19 protein-coding genes and 1 pseudogene are annotated in these 19,941 nt (G+C 39.5%); 17 read left to right on the forward strand and 3 right to left on the reverse strand.

The window, feature by feature from the left end; translation table 11 throughout:
* Nucleotides 1-144: 144 nt before the first annotated feature.
* The gene (locus AC58P7_RS17580) at nucleotides 145-756 is read right to left on the reverse strand and encodes a hypothetical protein (RefSeq protein WP_497345047.1); all 612 of its coding nucleotides are present in this window, start codon (nucleotides 754-756) and stop codon (nucleotides 145-147) included.
* Nucleotides 757-1,315: 559 nt separating this feature from the next.
* Between AC58P7_RS17580 and AC58P7_RS17585 the strand changes: the two genes are divergently transcribed.
* The 8 genes and pseudogenes from AC58P7_RS17585 (at nucleotide 1,316) to AC58P7_RS17620 (ending at nucleotide 7,412) form a co-directional block, all read left to right on the forward strand.
* Complete coding sequence (locus tag AC58P7_RS17585) at nucleotides 1,316-2,329, forward strand: CapA family protein (RefSeq protein ID WP_497345049.1); 1,014 nt, start codon at nucleotides 1,316-1,318, stop codon at nucleotides 2,327-2,329.
* Nucleotides 2,330-2,429: 100 nt separating this feature from the next.
* Nucleotides 2,430-2,570 carry a hypothetical protein gene (locus AC58P7_RS17590; RefSeq protein ID WP_497345051.1) on the forward strand — a complete coding sequence of 47 codons (141 nt, stop codon included), beginning with the start codon at nucleotides 2,430-2,432 and terminating at the stop codon, nucleotides 2,568-2,570.
* 85 nt (nucleotides 2,571-2,655) lie between these two features.
* Nucleotides 2,656-3,309 carry a hypothetical protein gene (locus tag AC58P7_RS17595; RefSeq protein ID WP_497345053.1) on the forward strand — a complete coding sequence of 218 codons (654 nt, stop codon included), beginning with the start codon at nucleotides 2,656-2,658 and terminating at the stop codon, nucleotides 3,307-3,309.
* A 619-nt stretch (nucleotides 3,310-3,928) separates the two neighbouring features.
* Nucleotides 3,929-5,053, forward strand: a complete 1,125-nt coding sequence (locus AC58P7_RS17600; RefSeq protein WP_497345055.1) for a hypothetical protein — start codon at nucleotides 3,929-3,931, stop codon at nucleotides 5,051-5,053.
* A 249-nt stretch (nucleotides 5,054-5,302) separates the two neighbouring features.
* A pseudogene (locus AC58P7_RS17605) lies at nucleotides 5,303-5,440 on the forward strand (DUF6262 family protein); the annotation flags it as partial.
* 312 nt (nucleotides 5,441-5,752) lie between these two features.
* Nucleotides 5,753-6,100, forward strand: coding sequence for a VOC family protein (locus AC58P7_RS17610; protein ID WP_497345057.1), 348 nt, complete (start codon nucleotides 5,753-5,755; stop codon nucleotides 6,098-6,100).
* A 109-nt stretch (nucleotides 6,101-6,209) separates the two neighbouring features.
* The gene (locus tag AC58P7_RS17615) at nucleotides 6,210-6,452 is read left to right on the forward strand and encodes a hypothetical protein (RefSeq protein ID WP_497345059.1); all 243 of its coding nucleotides are present in this window, start codon (nucleotides 6,210-6,212) and stop codon (nucleotides 6,450-6,452) included.
* 336 nt (nucleotides 6,453-6,788) lie between these two features.
* Nucleotides 6,789-7,412, forward strand: coding sequence for a hypothetical protein (locus AC58P7_RS17620; RefSeq protein WP_497345061.1), 624 nt, complete (start codon nucleotides 6,789-6,791; stop codon nucleotides 7,410-7,412).
* Nucleotides 7,413-7,478: 66 nt separating this feature from the next.
* Here the strand turns inward: AC58P7_RS17620 and AC58P7_RS17625 are convergent, their stop codons facing one another.
* A complete protein-coding gene (locus AC58P7_RS17625) occupies nucleotides 7,479-7,625 on the reverse strand; it encodes a hypothetical protein (RefSeq protein ID WP_497345063.1) in 147 nt (48 codons plus the stop codon).
* A 526-nt stretch (nucleotides 7,626-8,151) separates the two neighbouring features.
* On the opposite strand from AC58P7_RS17625, the gene AC58P7_RS17630 reads away from it, so the two are divergent.
* The 6 genes from AC58P7_RS17630 (at nucleotide 8,152) to AC58P7_RS17655 (ending at nucleotide 16,208) form a co-directional block, all read left to right on the forward strand.
* Entirely contained in the window at nucleotides 8,152-8,328 is a 177-nt protein-coding gene (locus AC58P7_RS17630) for a hypothetical protein (protein WP_497345064.1), read from the forward strand.
* Nucleotides 8,329-8,592: 264 nt separating this feature from the next.
* Nucleotides 8,593-10,374: a sensor histidine kinase gene (locus tag AC58P7_RS17635; protein WP_497345066.1), complete on the forward strand. Its 1,782-nt coding sequence runs from the start codon at nucleotides 8,593-8,595 to the stop codon at nucleotides 10,372-10,374.
* Between the two features lie 4 nt (nucleotides 10,375-10,378).
* Nucleotides 10,379-11,599, forward strand: a complete 1,221-nt coding sequence (locus tag AC58P7_RS17640) for a response regulator transcription factor (protein WP_497345068.1) — start codon at nucleotides 10,379-10,381, stop codon at nucleotides 11,597-11,599.
* Nucleotides 11,596-12,876, forward strand: coding sequence for an ABC transporter substrate-binding protein (locus tag AC58P7_RS17645; protein ID WP_497345070.1), 1,281 nt, complete (start codon nucleotides 11,596-11,598; stop codon nucleotides 12,874-12,876). The genes AC58P7_RS17640 and AC58P7_RS17645 overlap by 4 nt, the downstream gene beginning before the upstream one ends.
* Before the next feature lie 213 nt (nucleotides 12,877-13,089).
* On the forward strand, nucleotides 13,090-14,565 hold the full coding sequence (gene sacB / locus AC58P7_RS17650) for a levansucrase (RefSeq protein ID WP_497345072.1): 1,476 nt from the start codon (nucleotides 13,090-13,092) through the stop codon (nucleotides 14,563-14,565).
* Between the two features lie 149 nt (nucleotides 14,566-14,714).
* Nucleotides 14,715-16,208, forward strand: coding sequence for a glycoside hydrolase family 32 protein (locus AC58P7_RS17655; RefSeq protein ID WP_497345290.1), 1,494 nt, complete (start codon nucleotides 14,715-14,717; stop codon nucleotides 16,206-16,208).
* Nucleotides 16,209-16,358: 150 nt separating this feature from the next.
* On the opposite strand, the gene AC58P7_RS17660 is transcribed toward AC58P7_RS17655, so the two are convergent.
* Complete coding sequence (locus AC58P7_RS17660) at nucleotides 16,359-17,147, reverse strand: hypothetical protein (protein WP_497345074.1); 789 nt, start codon at nucleotides 17,145-17,147, stop codon at nucleotides 16,359-16,361.
* Between the two features lie 427 nt (nucleotides 17,148-17,574).
* Here AC58P7_RS17660 and AC58P7_RS17665 point away from each other — a divergent pair, with 427 nt between their 5' ends.
* From AC58P7_RS17665 to AC58P7_RS17675, 3 genes are all read left to right on the forward strand, one after another.
* Nucleotides 17,575-18,255, forward strand: a complete 681-nt coding sequence (locus AC58P7_RS17665) for a hypothetical protein (RefSeq protein WP_497345076.1) — start codon at nucleotides 17,575-17,577, stop codon at nucleotides 18,253-18,255.
* Between the two features lie 61 nt (nucleotides 18,256-18,316).
* Entirely contained in the window at nucleotides 18,317-18,505 is a 189-nt protein-coding gene (locus AC58P7_RS17670) for a hypothetical protein (protein ID WP_497345078.1), read from the forward strand.
* Between the two features lie 73 nt (nucleotides 18,506-18,578).
* The gene (locus tag AC58P7_RS17675) at nucleotides 18,579-19,685 is read left to right on the forward strand and encodes a threonine aldolase family protein (protein ID WP_497345080.1); all 1,107 of its coding nucleotides are present in this window, start codon (nucleotides 18,579-18,581) and stop codon (nucleotides 19,683-19,685) included.
* Nucleotides 19,686-19,941 lie beyond the last annotated feature (256 nt).

Here is a 19,941-nt window from a genome sequence, read left to right on the forward strand (position 1 = left end):
GAGGGAATCGGACTACTACGTGATTAGAAACTCCGGAAATAAAAAAGAGAGCCGCATCTCTGTAGCTCTGTAAGCCTCAAACAGCTCCCACCTTGTCTTCAAGTTGAATCCCGATTTTCATCGCAGAAGTAAACAAAATCGTGTTTATGTCACTTGAGTTCCAATTACAAGTCTATTTGTTATTTGATTATAGGCCAATCGATAGCTTTTTCCATTTTTTAGCCCGAATTTTGACGCGTTATTTTTCGTTAATTGAAAGAATAAATCCGGAGTATCTATATTACTTTGCAAGATTTTGAATGTTTTGCATACTCTTCCACGAATAACGGTTATTGTTTTTCTAGTACTGTAAATTCCTAAGTCATCAATAAATGGACCTCCTAAAGTGATTGTGTTGTCGTGGAGTTTATTCTGGTCAAGCTTGAATTGAGCCGTGTCTCGGGTCACCGGTGCTCTAAACATTCTCATTATATTTGTTTTCTCATTGAATACGAGTAAAAAACGTTGTTCCTTTTTAACTCTAAATAATTGAGCTGTTTTCGTATTTAGTGAAGCAAAATGGAAATCACATTCTGAAGCATCTCCCTTAACTACACGAACCTTTTTCTTAATGGCTCCCCGTTGGAGAATAACAATAGATCCATCAGGAATTTTAAACAAGCTGGCTGGGGGTCCTCCACCGCATTCATTTATAAAAAGAGTGTTTTGATCTTGAGCTGATGATACGTTAAAATCCACAAGTCCTCTTAGAACCATGTTCATCCCACCTCAAATATATTAAAATATATACGGTTTAAAAGTGTTTCAGTTAAAATCAATGTGAAAGAGTGGTCAATCATTTGGATTGATTAGCATAGCTAATTTAGCCTTTTAAGTGAAGTTTGTTTTATTCCTTCCCCCTACCAATGATGATCTTAATATATGTTGAACAGTCATGGAGTGTTTGGGTTCTTTACCATTTCCCAATTCAAAAGTAATTTTGGAAACGGTCTCGAAATCGCAGTTAGACCCCTATATGGAGCACTTGTTTTATCGGGCTTCCCCTTTTTTGGATACGAAACTATAGTGAAAATTTTGTTGTAAAGGGGGAAGCCGCAACACCTAATAAACGTTATTGACCATTTCTGGGTGCGTAAATCCTCATATTATATTCGCACAGGCACATTTGGACTCTTGCTCATATTGTGAAGATATACAGTTCAAGGATAGATTAAGTGAAAAGGAAATTGAATTTTCATGTTGCATTGCCCTTCATCACAGTAATGTCTCTTCAAGAGAGCTTATCCAGTTAAAAAATGTTAGGTGGTGAACGAATTTGTCAGAAATTCATATAGCTGCCGTTGGAGACCTTATGGTAAAACGGTATATCATTTCAGATGCTAAACGGGCTGACGGGACTTACTCTTTCGACCCACTTTTAGCAAAGGTAGCTCCAATTCTAAAAAAAGCGGACTTAACGATAGGAAATCTTGAAACCACCTTCGCTGGAACTAGGGGGAGAAAGAGCCGGAAATCACGTGGTCCTTTGTTCAAATGTCCTGATGAGCTGGCTCCAGCTCTTAAAAGAGCCGGTTTTGATGTCTTAATTACAGCAAACAATCATTGTATGGATTTCGGCACCACAGGTTTGCTTCGTACGTTACGGGTTTTGAAGCAAAATGGAATTGATCATACTGGCACATTTGAATCTTTAAATAAGTCCAAAGAATATCTTATCAAAAGCATCAAAGGTATAAATATCGGAATCCTATCCTATACATCGGGGCTGAATGGTATTCCAATACCATCAAATAAATCGTGGATGGTCAATTTAATCCAAAGGAAAAAGATGATTGAGGATATTCGTCATTTAAAAAAGCGCGTTGATCTTTTAATCATTTATTTGCATTTCGGAAATGAATACTGTCATACTCCAAACCTGAAACAAAAGCAATTGGTGAAACTTTTATTTAAACATGGCGCCCAAATTATTTTAGGGTCACATCCACATGTGCTTCAGCCGTTAATTGCGAGGGGAAAGCAACGATTGGTCATGTATTCTTTAGGTAATTTTATATCTACAAAATTAAGGGGAAACGTTCATACACAAAACAGTATCATTCTTAATATTAAAGTCAAAAAAAATGATGAAGGGAAAATAATCATAACGGAGACTAAATATATTCCGACTTTAGTGCATCGGAAACTTGAAAGCGATCGCCATAAAACAGAGGTGATCTCAGTACGTGAAGCCTTGAATGAAACGAATCCAAAATTACGAGCAGATTCGCGTGAACGATTTCAAAACATGTTAAACCAAACGATAAAAATAATAAAAAGTAAGGTGTAACTTAGGGGAATGGCTTTCTCTTATCGCCTAAGGATCCAGATACATCAGGCTGCGAGTTCCATCTATGGGATGGAGGCCCGGCCTTTTTTTGATGCGCATTATGCAAAGAGCTGAGTCGAAGGGCGAGTCTAGCCGATACACCTGCAGGCATCGTCACGCTGCGTGGTCCGCCGAAGTTGAAGGCGATGATGACGATGTCATTGCTCCCGCGTCTCACCTGTTTTCGATGAAAGCAGTTTAAAACAAATGTGGTATTAAAACCATAACTGAAACCCACGCTTCATCTTATAAGAATGCATACCTTATCCTTGGGAGTGAAATTTGAAATGTCCAAGGAAGAAGGTAGTTGTATGGCGACAAAAATCAAACAAGGCCAGAAGACAGTTTCCGGAGAACTTGATGTTTTCGTCGGAGGAACCGATTTGAAACCGGTTGTATTTCTTAATTCTGATTGTGGCGGAGCCATTGAAAATAATTTAGATATAATACCTGACGGTGCCGTTATATCACTGCGTCGAGGAACGATAGTTCGCAAGGTGAAGGTTGTACAATTAGGTCTGAGCGAATGTGTTGCTAACAGTCTGTCAGTAAATAGTGCTTTAGCAAAAACATTTCACCTCAAAAATGCTACAAGGTTCATAGGGACATACAATCCTGTGACCAAGACATTAACTATGCATCGTAAACGAGTGACAGTCCGAAACGTAGTCGTGACTTCCAGTACGAAGGTAAGGATTGGAAGCGTAGTTATAGGAGATGGACTGGCGATTTCGATGGGGAACTACTTAAATGGGGGAGTATTTCTAACTTTGAAGCACAGATCAACTCGGTTACGGCTACGCTATCTTCGTATTGCGGACATTTTCAATAGTGATTTTCGCCTAAATCCTCTTACCATTCGTAGGCTGGGACTCATTGTTGGGAAAACTTATAAGGTCGCCTATAATCAAACTACAAGAGAGATAACATTCTTAACATAAACGCTGATTTTGAAGCGATTAAGCGTTTCTTGGTCGCAGACAGGAACTCTGATCCTTTCCGATTATACCTATGCTAGTTCCGTAAGTTTGCTGAACCCAATACACCATCGTGCTGAGGCGCTCGTTTTTTTACAAAGCCGAAAGTAATCCATCTACAGGAATCTAATGGAAAACGAAAGTGGAGGAGCTTGCCGGCAGCTCCTTTTTTTTGCTCATTCCAGTAACGGGCGGTTATGTGGAATAGGTGCTCTTAATAAATATCATTTTATGTTATTATTGGGTAAAATTTGGTATATGGCTAGGAGATGAGTAATATGGAACCACGTATGTCTTTGGTCAGACCCTCAGCAGATTTGCAGGACGAATATCTCTCTTTTTATCAAGAATGGATTGAAAGTGGAGAAGACATGGTCCCATGGGTAATAAGTAAAAACTTACGGAGCATTCCGTCTAGCGGATGATACACCGAAGGAAGCCTTGGACCGGCTGGCGCAGACATTGGCAAAAAGTAGACTGCCACAGGACATGCTAAAGCAGCTGGCGCATGGGTAGACGCATTGGGGAATATTGATCAATGGAAAGTAAAAGGAAAAGAGGAACAGAAGGAGTACAACCAAAGATGAAGCAGTTCGTTTGTTTGGCGGTTATGGCTATACTGTTGAGTTCGTGTGTGACTGAAAAATTGCAGGTTGCGACTAAGAACGCATTGGAAGAAAACACAGACATCGTCTTGGATTCATCGAATAGCTGGACTACCAGCCGATTGGAGGGAATCCATGGTACCGGCTGGATCTCCGATCATGAGATACAGTTTGTGCAATCAGTGAAAATCGGGACAGACGAACATCATGAGCCCAAATATAAAGATACGATGGGGATTAAGGATATCATCTCCGGAGAGGTAAGAGGAGAAAAACCTGGCATTTCCTACGATATTTATGAGGTATCTCCCGATGGCAGGCATATCTATGTGAAGCAGAATCATATGGAAGACGAGAATCTGGTTGTCGAGCATCAGATGATCAGCCGAGATGGCGGAGAGAGGATGGAAATCGCCAATCAGGCATTTGCTGGCAGCGCCGTATGGCTGGATAATGAGCATGTATTGTATAGGGGTGGAATTGGTGATGGGGGCGTCGTACAGATTGATTTGCAGGGGAAGATTACGCCGATGCCTGCATTAAATCAATTAATGGAACCTAAGAATACGGATACAAGATACGTGGGGCAGGTAACGAAAATAGGCGAACGCTTGTACTTTGTAGAAGTTAGTGGATTAAGTTATATCGAGATGTCACAGTTGGATAATCCTGTACTACATACGATATATGATGAGAATGTGAATCGATTCTATTCCTCTCCAGACGGAGATCAGATAGCTGTAGTAACGACAAAGTTCGGCAGCCAATCCGACAGGATGGAAAGTGAGCTTCTGCTGTTGGATCCAGATGGAAATCCCATAGGGAATCATTTGGAGACAGGGGAATATTTCTACAGTATTTCTTGGTCACTTGATCAATCGAAACTGACTTATGTCGTGACGAAACACTACCCCGACAAATATGAGGTCCATGTGGTCGATATGAAGAAGGTCGAAAACAAGATGATCTACAAAAGCGGCAATCAAGTGGCGGGCAGCGAATTGTTCTGGAGTCCAAACAGCAAACTAATGATGTTCACTGTTGACCGATCCCATTCAACTTTGGAATCGAAGCCGGAAACGATTATTTACAAATTCAACTGATCCACAGGACATTGTAAAAAAAACGGAGCTATCGGATTCGTCTAGGTTTCAGCTAGAACGATTAACGATGCTCCGTTCGATAGATTTAAGGATTAGATCATAAGAAATCGGCTCAGCCTCGCTCAATTATCAGTTCGCCCGTTTGCGGGTCGGTAAGCTTCAACCTGCCGAAATAGGCGCCGTTATCGTCTTGGAAGGACATTTTGCCGGAATAGCCTTTGAGTCGATAAGACGGCTTGTAAATGCCAAAAGGGCATCAATTTTAATAGTGTAGCAACTGATTCTGACGTAAGCAAAGCAACGCTCTATAACAATCCTGAGATACGTATACGCATTGAATCGCTTCGTCAGCAGCAAGCTCAAGTGCCGAGACCAAAACAAATTAAGCTTATGTTTTAATTGTAACCTATGGTGGTGTCTGTAGGGTAATTAATGCTTATTTTAATGAGCAGACTAACGAAGAATTTTATCAATTTCATATGGGAAATTGTGAATTAAAAGAATATCACATTGATGGATGAGATATTTTGGATTGAACTAACGGCGAACTATAGTGCAGGAGCTGCATTGAAGCAGCTCTTTTTAGATTCCATTAAAATAACGGGCCAGTATAGTTGAAAAAGGAACTTAAATTTAAATCTCGAATATCTAATGTAATCGGATAGCTAAAAATTTGATGACAGACAGGAGTTAGATACGATGATAAAAGGTTTCGGAGGAATATTTTGGAGAACTAAGAATCTTGAAGTTATAAAAAAATGGTACAGCGAAGTGTTGAATATTGAAATAGAAAATTGGAATGGGACAGTGATAAAACCCCAATTAGGAAATGAGACTATCTTTTCTTTCTTTACCGAGAATGACAGTTATTTTCCAACAGAACAACAAGTGATGTTAAATTTCCAAGTACATAATCTAAACGAGACTATTAAGCATCTTGAACATATTGGTGTACCTCTTGCAAAGAAAAAAGAGATTAGTGAATTTGGAAAGTTTATTTGGATTGAAGATCCTGAAGGTCGACTGGTCGAGCTTTGGGAGAAATAACGAGTTGTAATTCATTTGCAATTGAGCTAACGAGTAACTATAGTAATAAAAGCATTAAAAGTCTTTAAAGAATTAGGAGGCATTAGTGATGCTAAGATGCTCATGGTGTATGAAGAAAATCAAAGAAGATAAACCCTGCTACGGTCTAAATGTCAAGTTTGCGTCAGGAGTTGATTTTGACGAGAAAGATGGAAGAATAATATCAGTATATTTAAAAACTAGAAAAACAAGTGTTCCTTTAATAGTTGTAGCCGATGACTCAGAAGCAAAAAAAAGTGGACAGGATGGGATCTTTGCACTTTGTAGTGAGAACTGTGCGACTAAGATGAAAGAGACAGTTACAAATGAATAGAGCTATTTTCAGGTGAAAGCAGTATGGTACGTTTATAAGACAAGCGACTCAAACATTAAATTAACAAAATTGAACAAACAACACAGATGGGCTACCGCGAATAAATCCGGCAGCCTATTCAGCTTAAGGGAAGGATAGTTACAAATAAAGGAAACTCAATTAGAAATGATCAAAAAAATTTTTTACTTGTATACGAGGAGAACGGAGAGTTATTAGGCACGGTCACGTTGAATATCTGTTTGCAAGCTCTACATGGCTTTAGGCAAGGTGGCATATTTAAGACTGCAATCTTTTCTTGCTAACGGGAGGATACGGAAACAGCTGAAGAGGTGAAATATGATTCGGGGAGTAATTATCGAAGGGTTGTCAACATCAGGAAAAACATCTGTATTTTCTGCAATAAAGAGAGTACATAGTCAAACACACAATGATGAAAAAACGATAATTGCAATAAGTGAACACTATTCACAAGTTTTGCATTCATACCAAGGCGTCTTAAGATCGATGGACAAGGATGAACACATTCAGCTTTTAAATCGTCATGTTGATTATCTGGAGCAACAAAACAATTGGATTGATTCACTAGGTCATACGAAACCATCAAACGGTATATTTTATCTTTTAGAGAGGTTCCATGTAAATCATCGAGCGGCATTTATAAATTCTGCAGAAATTGAGTTGCTGGAGAAACGTCTATTACTGCTGAATGCACATTGTGTACTCTTAACCTTGTCTCAAGATGTTGTCGAGCCTAGATTTATTGAAAGTCGTAGCGAAGCTTGGAAATCATATGTGTTGAAAAAACACTCTACGGTAACGGAAGCATGTCAGAAGTTCTTAGAGGATCAGCAAAAACTTCGCATGAGTGCGAAACAATCGATAATTCCCACTTTAGAAATAAACACAGATAATGCAGATTGGGATTCTTATGCAAAACAAATACTCATGGAATTCAACTAACGCAGAATAATAGTTGAATGTTCAGAAACAAATAGAATAAAACCGCCATTTTTGGCGGTTAGTTAATTAAGGTTCATCAATATATTCTTCTTCGTTCGGGATACTGTTCAAAAGGTCTTTATCCTTTTTTTTCTGGTCCTGCTCTGTGTCGCAGTTTACAATGCACTCCATTATTTCTTCGGAGTTGTCCTGAATATTTGTGTATTCAACCATAAATGAACCTCCTTTCATCAAATTTAGAGTTTCCAAGATCAAGCAAATTATTCAAGTAGTCTTCTTAGTACAGGCTTATCTATAGGGTTTCAAAAGTATGCATTTTTCCGAGAAAAATTGAAAAATCAATTTATCTTCAAAGTATTTTTAAAGGTTTGAGAGGTTTTGATTTTAAACAGGTATGGGAGCTCTAATCATTAAAGCAGCTGGTGTTGTTCGAGGTTAACTGGAATAGTAGCCAAAAAGGCAGGGTCTTAAGCTAACTCCGGCGCCTCCGCCATACGGACAATATCTTTGACCGACAAATAATCGGTATACGGCAAGAGCTCTGAGGAGAGAGCTAAGTTAAAATCTCCCCCCTTTTAAATATAAAACTCAGACCCTCAGCTCGTTACTGTGGGTCTTTTTTTGCTATTCAACAAAAAACAGCTATAAGTGATTGTCTCAGTCTATATACTTCCTAATTATGGTAATATAAAAACGAGGAAATGTTTTATTGTGTTCCTTGGGGGGAGAGGCGTTGAATATGTCAGATGAGTTAAGTAAAGCAATATTGGAAGAGCTAAAGAAATTAAACGAAAAACTTGATAATTTAAACGAACCTAAAGGGCTGTCGACGCCAATGAAGGTTGTTGCATTATTCTTTGGGTTCGTGGTGATAGGTCCTTTTATTACGTTACTTTTATCTCGTTTGTTTCACTAACGAATACCAGGCGGTGGTCAAGATATGTTGTGAGACATGGTCAGTCAGAATGGAACTATGAAAATCGAAAGCTAAAACAGGGGTACGACATGATTCGGTGAGATGCCAGGTATAGCTTGAAACATTTCTACGGACTGATTTTTCCATCAAAGAGCGAATCCTTTAACAACTGGAGGATCCCTTTACAGATATTGGCGAAAGAAATCCCAATGCTAAGAGGTTAGAATAATAGCATGGTGATTTTTTATAAAAGGAGTATTTTTTGTGAAAAGCATTCAAAGCCGTTTATTAATCATGCTGCTTGTTTTTATTATCCTTCCGTATTTTCTGTCCATGCTGTTGATTTATCGGCAAACGAAAGAGAATGTGGAACGGCATGAGATTGAGAACAGCCGCGAGCAAATTGGGCAGGCGTCCGAAGACCTGGAGCAATACTTTGATGACATTGTTAATCTTCCGTATATTTTATACCGAAATCCCGACTTGTTCATGATTTTCGAAAAAGGCTTCGAAAGGTCCCTTTACTTCAACCAGCTTGAAATCTATAAAGGCATGACAACTTTTTATCTGATGAGGAACGAAATTAGGCAGGTTCGGTTATACATCGAAGAAGGACAAAACTCATTTACGGTTTATAATGCGATGATAAGTGCACGTAAGCGGCAGCCAGATTTATTGAAACAAGCATCTATTCAGAAGTTAATAAACTCTGATTCGAACTTTATAATCGAACCGCCTCATCAGATTGAAAATTATAACAATACATCAATTATGCCCCAATCGGACAAAACGATGGTTTTGACGATTCATCACAAAATCTTGGACGCCCTTTCGAAAGAATTTCTCGGTATCATCACGATAGACATCGATTTGGACAAATTTGCTCGCATTTCTAATCATTTTATTCAAAAAAATAAAGAATCCGTATTGCTTTCCGATTCGGACGGTCATGTGATCTATGCAAGTGATGCAGGCATGATTGGCAAGGTCGTTCCGGCAGAATTACAAAAGAAAATCAATCAGTCGGCTGCAGGCGTACAGTTTTCGAATGGCGATATTATCTTTTCCAAAACGTTGTCGGAACCTTTAAATCAATGGCACTTTGTTAAGATAACCTCCAGTAAATTTTTATTTAATGACGTGAGGAAAACCGCCTACACGAACATCATCGTCGGTGTAATCGTGGGAGTTCTGGGCTTAATCATGATAGCCATCATATCATACAAGATTACTCGTCCGATCAAGCTGCTTAGCCGGAAAGTGCTGAGCATTGAAGGAGGTAACATGAATGCTCCGTTTGACGATAAGAGGGAAGATGAAATCGGCAATCTGGAGAGGCATATCAAGGAAATGATGAACCGGATCAATCGTCACATCGACCGTGAGTACAAGCTGGAGATTGAGAACAGGAAGAACCAGCATAGGGCGCTAAAGTCCCAGATTAATCCTCACTTTTTATACAACTCTCTGCAATCCATTGGTGCGGTTGCCCTATTTAGCGAATCTCCGCGAGTATACCAATTGGTAGTCTCCTTGTCCAAAATGATGCGGTACGCCATTCGTGTGGATCAACAGGCCACAGTTCGGAGTGAAGTGGATTATGTAAGAGCGTATTTGAACCTTCAAGAGGAGCGTTTTCAAACAGATTTTAGCTATTCCATCGACATACCCGAGGACATTCTTGATATTTCAGTTCCGAGTATGATTTTGCAGCCGCTTGTTGAAAACTTTTTTAAACACTGTTATGAAGAAGGGTACGAACAAGCCCACTTGCGTATTTACGGTGAATTGCGAAATGAATATTTGAATCTGGTTGTGGAAAATAACGGTTGCAGTTTGACGAATGATGAGCTGACGGTATTAAAAAATAAAATCTACACGCCGGTATACGAAGGAAACTACTCGCCCCAGCATATCGGCTTGAAAAACATTCATGACCGCTTGGTTCTTAATTATGATCCGACAGCAGGAATCCTACTTGATTCGATGCAGGGACAAGGGTTTTCCGTGAAGCTGGTGATTCCATTCTACCTGAAGGAGGAATGACGTAATGAAAGCTCTTATCGTCGATGATGAGACCAATGTAAGGAAAATTATTCGTTTTATGGGACAGTGGCAGAAACATGGGATTACCGACATTTTGGAAGCCAGAAATGGTGAAGAGGCGAAAGCATTGATTGATCAGGAAAGTCCGGAAATCATCATGACAGACGTGAAAATGCCCAAAAAGAACGGGATTGAGTTGATCGAGTGGTTGGATGCCAATTCCTATCCGGGAAAAGTGATTTTGATTACAGGGTTTGACGACTATTCCTTCATGCGTAAAGCGATTAAGCACGGCAGCTTCGATTATTTGTTGAAGCCTATCGAAAATGAAATGCTAAATGAAACACTTGCGGGAGCGGTAGAAACCTGGAAAAAAGAAGAGGAAGAGCGCAGCAGTGTAGAGCCTGGCGTCTATGAAGAGGCTAAGAAGCTTCGCTTAAACAAGGGGGTTACCTCGGCATGTAACGGGGAACTTTTTGATTCCGACGAAATTGCCTTGTCTCTTCCGCAAGCGGACGCATACGATCTTACATTGATTTATTTTTACCAAACCCATCATTCGGCTCCTTATCTCCAGCATTTGACGGATGAGCTGGTTACTCGGGAATGGGGAAATACCTATGCTCTTCAGAACGACCCTAATGTCTGTGTGATACTTTCTGTTCACGGCCAATTCTTCCCGGTAGAGGAATGGATTACCCAGCACATTGATATTCCTGTACGTTTGGTTAGCGGACATCCAATAAAATCGTTGGAAGAACTCCCACAATCTTTTCAAACTGCGCAAAAGGCAATGGCTGAACAAAACTTCAGAGCTATACATCGTTTGATGGATTTGGATGATGCCAGGCGTATGCATGACATTGTTACTTTTGTAAATGAACGTTACATGCAAGAGTTAAGTTTGGACAAACTGTCAACCCGGTTCTTTCTGAGCCGTGAACATATCTCGCGACGATTCAAGCAAGAAATAGGGATGACCCTATCCAACTACATTATTCAAATAAGAATAAAACAAGCCAAACAATGGTTAAGCCAAACGGACGAGAAAATGTACTCGATTGCATTAAAGCTCGGGTACCAGGATGAAACTTACTTTTCGAAATTGTTTAAACGAATTGTTGGCATGACGCCTCTTGAATATCGGAATAAGGAGGGAAACCGGGAAATAACGGAAATGGAATTGCTTCATAAAAGTTGTAAATGTAACGAGGGGGTTTCATGAAAATCAAGGTTTTTCAATACATTTTAGCCGGGCTGTTTACCCTATCGCTTTCAGCTTGCGGGGCGGACAATCGTTCGGTAAAGGAAATGGATACAAAGAGTGCCGATCAGTACATCACTTTAGAGGTGCTTAATCCCAAAGTGGAAATTTCCATGGAGTTCGAGCAGATGGTAAAGGAATACGAGAAGGAAAATCCGAATGTCAAGATGCATATATTAACCTTTGGCGGAGGGGCAAACTACCTTGCCGAATTGAAAGCAAGATTTGCAGCAAATAAAGGTCCCGATATCTTTCCTAACGGCGGTTACGAAGAAGCGAAGTCATGGAAAAGGTATTTGGAGGATTTATCCGATCAGCCGTGGGTGAAAAATGTGGTTGATGAGGCCCTTGAGCCGATGAAGATGGACGGGAAAACTTACGGGATGCCTGTAAATTTGGAAGGTTACGGCTTTATCTATAATAAGGATTTATTCGCAAAGGCTGGTATCGACACACTGCCAAAAACGCTCTCCGAATTAAAGGCTGCGGCGGAAAAGCTGCATTCCGCAGGTATTACCCCTTTTTCAGTCGGATATTCAGATAGTTGGTTTTTCATTCTCATGTTGAATATTGCTTTTGCCCAACAGGATGACCCGGACGCTTTTATTCAAGCTTTGAACGAGGGGACGCAATCCATCGTAGGGAACAAAAAGTTCGAAGATCTGACTCGAATGCTGGATTTGACCGTTCAATACGGCAATAAAGATTTTCTGACGACCGACTATAATACCGAAGTCGCTTTGTTTGCAACCGGCAAAGCTGCGATCCTGAAACAAGGGAATTGGGCTCAATCTAAGATTGATCAAATAACGCCGAATATGAGTATCGGTTTCTTACCCATTCCGATTAATGATGATGCTAGAAACGATGCCTTACCAGTGGGAGTATCCAATAATTGGGTTGTAAATAAAGAATCTTCGCCGGAGAAAAAGAAAGAAGCAAAGAGATTCTTAAACTGGATGGTTTCATCGGATCAAGGAAAAACGTTTATGAAGGACCAATTCCATTTTATTTCTGCGTTTAAAAATATAGAGTCGGACCGTTCAGGACCACTCGTGGACGATATTAATCGTTACACAAAGGAGAAGAAAACGTTGTCCTGGAACTGGTTTAAATTTCCTTCGAGGGCAAGAGAAGAGTTCGGCTATGCCATGCAAGCTTATGTAGGCAAACAGCTTAACCGCGATCAATTACTGCAGGAGCTCCAGAAATCCTGGAAAAAAGCTGAGCAGAAATAATTGGCTTTTTAGATTCATAACCCTTTCCGCTCTGATACTTAGTATCAAGACGGTAAGGGTTATTTTGTGCTTGGGATCGAGTATCCCCGTCCGTCTGAATCAATATAAGCCTACAAATCTATCAATGTACGACATGTTCTTAACTTTTCCTTTGCCTTAAACTATAAATTGTGGAGAGAAAAAAACATACAATAGAACAGGAGTTGTAAGGTTATGAACATCAAAAAATTGGTTAAACGAGCAACAACAGTAAGCTTGACTACAGCAATGCTGGTAGGAGGTGGTGCTCAAGCATTTGCGAAAGAAAAAGACAATACGGATTACAATGAAAAATATGGTTTTTCCCACATTACACGCTCTGATATGCTGAAAATACCTGAACAACAAAAGAGTGCACAATTTCAAGCACCTCAATTCGATGCAACAACAATAAAAAACATTCCTTCGGCAAAAGGTTATGATGAGCAGGGCAACTTGATCGATATCGATGTTTGGGATAGCTGGCCGCTGCAAAACGCTGATGGAACAGTAGCAAATTATAATGGCTACAATATCGTTTTTGCTTTAGCAGGAGACCCTAAAAGAGGATGGGACACATTTGTCTACATGTTCTATCAAAAAGTAGGCGATACTTCCATTGACAGCTTGAAAAATGCTGGAAGAGTATTTAAGGATAGCGATAAATTCGTTCCTAACGATCCTTTTCTCAAATATCAAGCAGAAGAATGGTCAGGCTCCGCAACCTTAACATCGGATGGAAAAGTTCGCTTATTCTATACAGATCGTCAGGGTTGGGACCCCAATCACGGGTTTTATGGTAAACAAACCTTAACAACAGCCCAAGTCAATGTATCTCAACCAGATAAAAGTACGCTGAAAATTGATGGCGTCCAGGATCTGAAATCGATTTTTGATGGCGGAGACGGCAAAATCTATCAAAATGTTATGCAAGGAATCGAAGCGGAGAATTATTCGGATAATCATACATTCAGAGACCCTCACTATGTGGAAGATAATGGTCATAAATATCTTGTTTTCGAAGCCAATACAGGAACGGAAGTTGGTTACCAAGGAGAGGCATCGCTCTTTAACAAAGCTTTCTACGGCGGAAACAAGCAATTCTTCCAAGATGAAAAAAATAAATTGCTGCAAGGTCCTAAAAAACGTGCTGCTGAGTTAGCGAATGGCGCATTGGGTATTATTGAATTGAACGACGATTATACGTTGAAAAAAGTCATGAAACCGTTAATTGCATCGAACACTGTAACAGATGAAATCGAACGTGCCAACGTATTTAAAATGAATGGTAAATGGTATTTGTTCACGGATTCCAGGGGTTCCAAAATGACGATTGATGGAATCGGGGCGAATGATGTATACATGTTAGGTTATGTGTCCGATTCCTTAACAGGGTCATACAAACCGTTAAATGAAAGCGGACTTGTCTTAAACATGAATCTTGATCCTAAAGATCTAACCTGGACTTATTCCCACTTTGCAGTACCGCAAGCTGACGGTAACAATGTGGTCATCACGAGTTATATGACAAACAGAGGTTTCTATGCAGACCACAAATCTACCTTTGCGCCGAGTTTCTTGTTGAACATTAATGGTTCAAAAACTTCGGTTGTCAAAGATAGTATCCTTGCACAAGGGCAATTAACGATTGACACGAAGAAGAAAAAATAAAAGCATCCTCAATAAAGCAAAAGAAAATGCCGATGAAAATCGGCGTTTTCTTTTTATACAAAAAGGAATAAGCAGCAGCACAGCGAGGAGGTGTCAGCTTGAACTATACAACAAATCAGAAGAAAGCAGCAAAACGAATAGGTGTAGTTATGATTTGTTTCATTATTTTGATGACGAACGAAACCATAGATTCCGTTATGCCAACGTATCGGGCTAGCTATCATTTCACTACGCCCGATAAATGGAAAAACGACCCTCAGCGGCCGTTTTATTTGGATGGAAAGTATCATTACTATTATCTTTATAATCATGATTATCCGAACGGAAATGGAACCGAATGGCGGCATGCGACAACAACGGATTTGGTGCATTGGAAAGATGAAGGGGTGGCCATTCCTAAATATACAACCAATAATGGTGATTTATGGAGCGGATCAGTCGTTGTGGACGAGAAAAATACGGCAGGCTTTGGAAAAGAAGCGCTTGTCGCGATCGTGACACAGCCATCTGCAGTAGGCGGGAAGCAGGAACAATATCTGTGGTACAGTACGGACAAAGGAAAAACGTTTACTTCTTATCGTGACGATCCCATTATTCCGAATCCGGGCACCAAAGATTTTAGAGACCCGAAAATCATTTGGGATCATCAGATTAATAAATGGGTGATGACAATGGCCGAAGGGACGAAGATTGGTTTTTATGAGTCTCCGAATTTAAAAGATTGGCAATATATGAGTGGTTTTATGACAGAAAATATCGGAATTGTGGAGTGTCCTGATCTTTATTTGATGCGTGCGAATGACGGGATCTATAAATGGATTCTTGGTGTCAGCGCTAATGGTAAATCGGCAGGTCAACCAAACACTTACGCCTATTGGACTGGACACTTTAATGGAAAGGAATTTTTCCCTGATCAAAGTGACCCTCAGTGGTTAGATAATGGCTTTGATTGGTATGGTGCCGTCACATTTGAAGAAGGGAAAGACAACGATAAATACAATCATCGGTATGCCTTGGCTTGGATGAATAATTGGGATTATCCCCATAATACGCCAACCCTTCAGGAAGGGTTTAACGGAATGGATTCGATTGTTCGTCAAATTAATCTAAAAAAAGTAAGCGATCATATGTATCGTTTGGCTTCACAACCCATTGAAGCATTGAATCAATTGATAAATACAACGGATTTGTTGAAACAAATAGAGGTTAATGGCTCTAAAACTCTTCATATAACAGGCGATGCTTACCAGCTCGAGACAGATATATCATGGTCAGATATCAAGAATGTTGGATTAAGACTTCGGGAATCAACAGACAATAACCGTCATGTAGATGTCGGAGTGTTTATAGAAGGCCAATATTCCTATGTCAATAGAGCTTTTACTGGGCAACCCGACAAGAGTGGTAAATATGTTGAAAGCAGGTCAGCTTTTGATGTGAGTAAGAAGAATGTTCACTTTAAGATTCTCGTCGATAAAACAAGCATTGAAGTCTTTATGGATGATGGAACCATCGTTTTTTCCAATCAAATTTTCCCGGAATTAAATGATCAAGGAATTACCCTTTTTTCTGAAGGCGGCACCGCGATCTTTAAAAATGTTGTAATCAAGCACTTCAACAAAGATCAAATCAATCTAAAATGAACAAAGATTTGGTGGGAAAGTATATTACTATGACCATGAATAATTATTTTTAAAGGAAAAACTATTTGAGAAAGGCAACAAGACAGTGGATCGGTTGCCTTTACTCAATTAAAAGGGCAGAATAGTTCTAAATCGTGAGTTTCTCATGAATTATCTATCAAAAATGATTTGGTTGAAATCGGTACAGGTACGTAAAAAGTCAATGGGTGGGCCGACGCATGCTCTACCACTCAAGATAAGTCTAAAATGACCATGAGCAATGTCTCCAAATTCCCCTCTCAAAGTCAATTCTGCAAGGAAAAGACCAAATTCTCCGCCTATGCTAAGTGTTGGATTTCTCAAACTTATCGTTCCGGAGAAAACAGATGCTCCAAACACTTTGAGAGTGACTTTAATACTTGGTTCATTGGGATCAATATCTAAGTCTAGACTTAACCCATCAATCAAACGCACAGGAATACAAGTATGACCCGCTGGGCACGAGACAGGAGGAGGCTGAATTAAGCCATCAACAATACGTTGACTAAGAAGAACGTTCTTGCTGATCGTTTTAAGTTGTTTATTGATCTTTTTCAAACTCTTTTTGATATCGTCATTGTATTTATTGCCCTCTAATAGACGATCAATCATCTTTTGATTAATAAGAACATTTTGGTTGATTGTTTTAAGTTGTTTTTGTATTCTTTTCAAAGCATCTTTATCGTATTGTTTGCCTGAGAGAACTAGTTTAGTTCCAATCGTGTGCTGATTAATGAGAACTTTATTGTTGATAGCCTTCAGTTGTTTTCTGATCTGTAATAAGAGTTCTTTATCATTTTTTTTGCAAGTCTGTCTAAATTCAATTATTTTCTTTCTATTGAGAAGAACGGCATTGTTAATAGCTATCAGTTGTTTTTGAATCCTTACTAAAATATTGTTATTATTTTTATTAACGGACAATGACTTGCACCTCCTTTGCAATACAATACTATATGTTCTGTTTCATATTTTGATATAGGACAAACACTCAATTGTTACCGATAGTGATAAAAAAACTCCAATCTTGACTGGTTGTAGGAGCTATTAAACTATAGGAATTTAAGTATTAGCGTAATTCTTAAGAGACTTTTTTAGTAATGAAAAAAGAATAGAACAGGGGGACATCCGCTCCTCGGATTTGACCCGATTGGTAGGAGGATTGCACGGCTAGAACAGGCATGAGTGGTAGTACCGATGTACGTTAACCTAAAAAGGACCGTTAGGATGTGGATAACCTTGGGATTCGATTGGCCACAGCGAAGAAGATGCTAGCTGAAGTAGGTTTAAGCATTAAGGTTATTTATCCATTGTAGGCAACTGCATGACCTCGTTTCGTATTCTATGCCATATGATGAAAGCTGATTATTTAGTAGCCGCGGCAGTAGTAATTGTAACGGTGGCTTCTATCTTCTTTCATCGGTTTGATCTAACACGTTCGGCCAAAATAAATAAAAAAGATAAACCCAATGAATTTGGTGAAGCGGAGCCGCACATTAAGCCTGTACATCGGAATGACATTGATACAAAGTTAACTCCTTATTCTAATGCAGAAGGGCAATCCAACTATATCAAAACATTAACGATGGAACTGCGTCTTATGATCAAAGGGTTACGTTTATGGTGGTACTTGATAGCATTGGTAATGATCGTACTTGGTTTATTTTTGCCAATGGAATCCGTATTAGTGTTAGTTTTTCCCCTTACCTGGGTTTGGCCAGTTCTGATTTGGTCGGCAATGGGCACAAATGAAACGTATTACCGTACCCATCAATTGATTTTTACGGCCATGGATCCAGTTCGGAATCAATTTATTGTATTGTGGCTAGCTGGAATCATTGTTGCTTATTTGACAGGCAGCGGGGCAATGATTCATTTGCTTGTCGTGGGTGAATGGGAAAGCTTAAAGGCCATGGCAGTAGGCGGACAAGCTCTTGACCGAGGTGTATCTCAGTATTACCTGCTAGCCACAATTATTCTGCTGATGCTGGCTGTAATTGGAAGAGTGCGTCAAGTGAGAATGTATAATTAACCTTAGATTAAAAGTTTGCTTCTAAAGCTCGTTGTTCAAAGAAGCGTCGAAGAACATTTTAATGTCTTTGACGCTTCTTTGGTCTGGTTTTCGAAAAATGGATGCAGCCCAGTACGGAGCCGCTCAGAACCGTGAGCGTGTATTTATTGCTGTCTGGAAAGCCATAGGTAACAGGCCGGAGCCAGTTAGCGGTAAAACGGTAGAAGGTTCGTTCCATAATCACGTCGTATCTCCTTTTAAAATTGCGTAAGCTCGATTATAATCTACAGATGTCTGAATACCAAGTGAAGAGAAGTAAGCTGCACACAAAGGAGTAACATGTAATGAGCAAAATCAATCCTTTATTACAAGCATTTAATCAAACCAACAATCCAATAGGCGGCCATGGTAAAAGAAAAATTCAAGTGTTGAAAGAGGCATTACATCATGTTGATGAACATGTAGATAGTGATATTTATGGGAGCGGGAAACTTATAGAAGATTTTCAAGAAGAAATGGCATCGTTTTTAGGCAAAGAATCTGCCGTATTTTTTCCTAGTGGAACAATGGCACAGCAAATCGCTTTAAGAATTTGGTGTGATAAAAAAGGAATAAAGAAAGTAGCCTATCATCCTTTGAGTCATTTAGAGATCCATGAGGAGGATGGGTTAAAAGAATTGCACCATATCGAATCAATTTTATTGGCGGATAAGGACAGGTTGATTCGACTAGAAGATGTCCTCGATCTGCAGGAGGATATTGCTTGTTTGCTGTTAGAATTGCCTCAAAGTGAAATTGGCGGACAGTTACCAGATTTCGACGAGCTTGTAGCCATTTCTACGTATTGTCGTAAAAATGATATCAGATTGCATCTAGACGGTGCTAGGTTATATGAAATTCTGCCCTATTATCAAAAGTCTGCTGTTGAAATTTGCGAGCTATTTGATAGTGTTTATGTGTCTTTCTATAAAGGAATCGGCGGAATTGCAGGAGCCATTCTTGCAGGCGATGAAGCTTTTACAAAAGAGTCTAAAGTATGGAAAAGACGTCATGGTGGCGATTTAATCAGCCTGTATCCATATATCCTCAGCGCCAGCTATTATTTCAAACAGCGACTGCATAACATGGAGCAGTATTATAAAGAAGCTAAAGAACTTGCTTCCTATTATAATCAATGCTTGGGCTTTGAAACCAAACCATTACAACCTGTAACTAATATGTTTCATGTCCATGTTGATGTGTCAAAAGAGAAGCTTGAACCTATATTAATAACCATGTATGAGGAAACGGGCGTGGGCTTAACCCCTTATTTAAGAGAGAGCGGTGAGACAACTTGTTATTATGAGGTTACCATCGGTGATCGGTTTGCGAAAATACCCCAAAAAGAGCTTAAGAAAGCATTTGATTGGCTAAATGTGAAATTGAAAGAAGTACTAAGTAAAAACGAATAGTTGAAGGAGAATGGCTCTGTCGCAAATGATGCGAACAGAGCCGTTTTAATCTTGGCAAAATCACCCGGGATCAGAAAGGCTCTGCCGATGACCATCGAGCCAAATTCGATTTTCCACCAGTCAATCTAGAAAAAAGCTACTCGATGCTAAAATTTAACTCACTAAAAAAAGATGAATAACCTACACCACAAGGCTGCTCAACTACGGATAATTATCTGTTTTCCAAGACATGCTATAAATAGCATAAATGTCAATG

Source organism: Paenibacillus sp. J22FR5 (assembly GCF_059691975.1).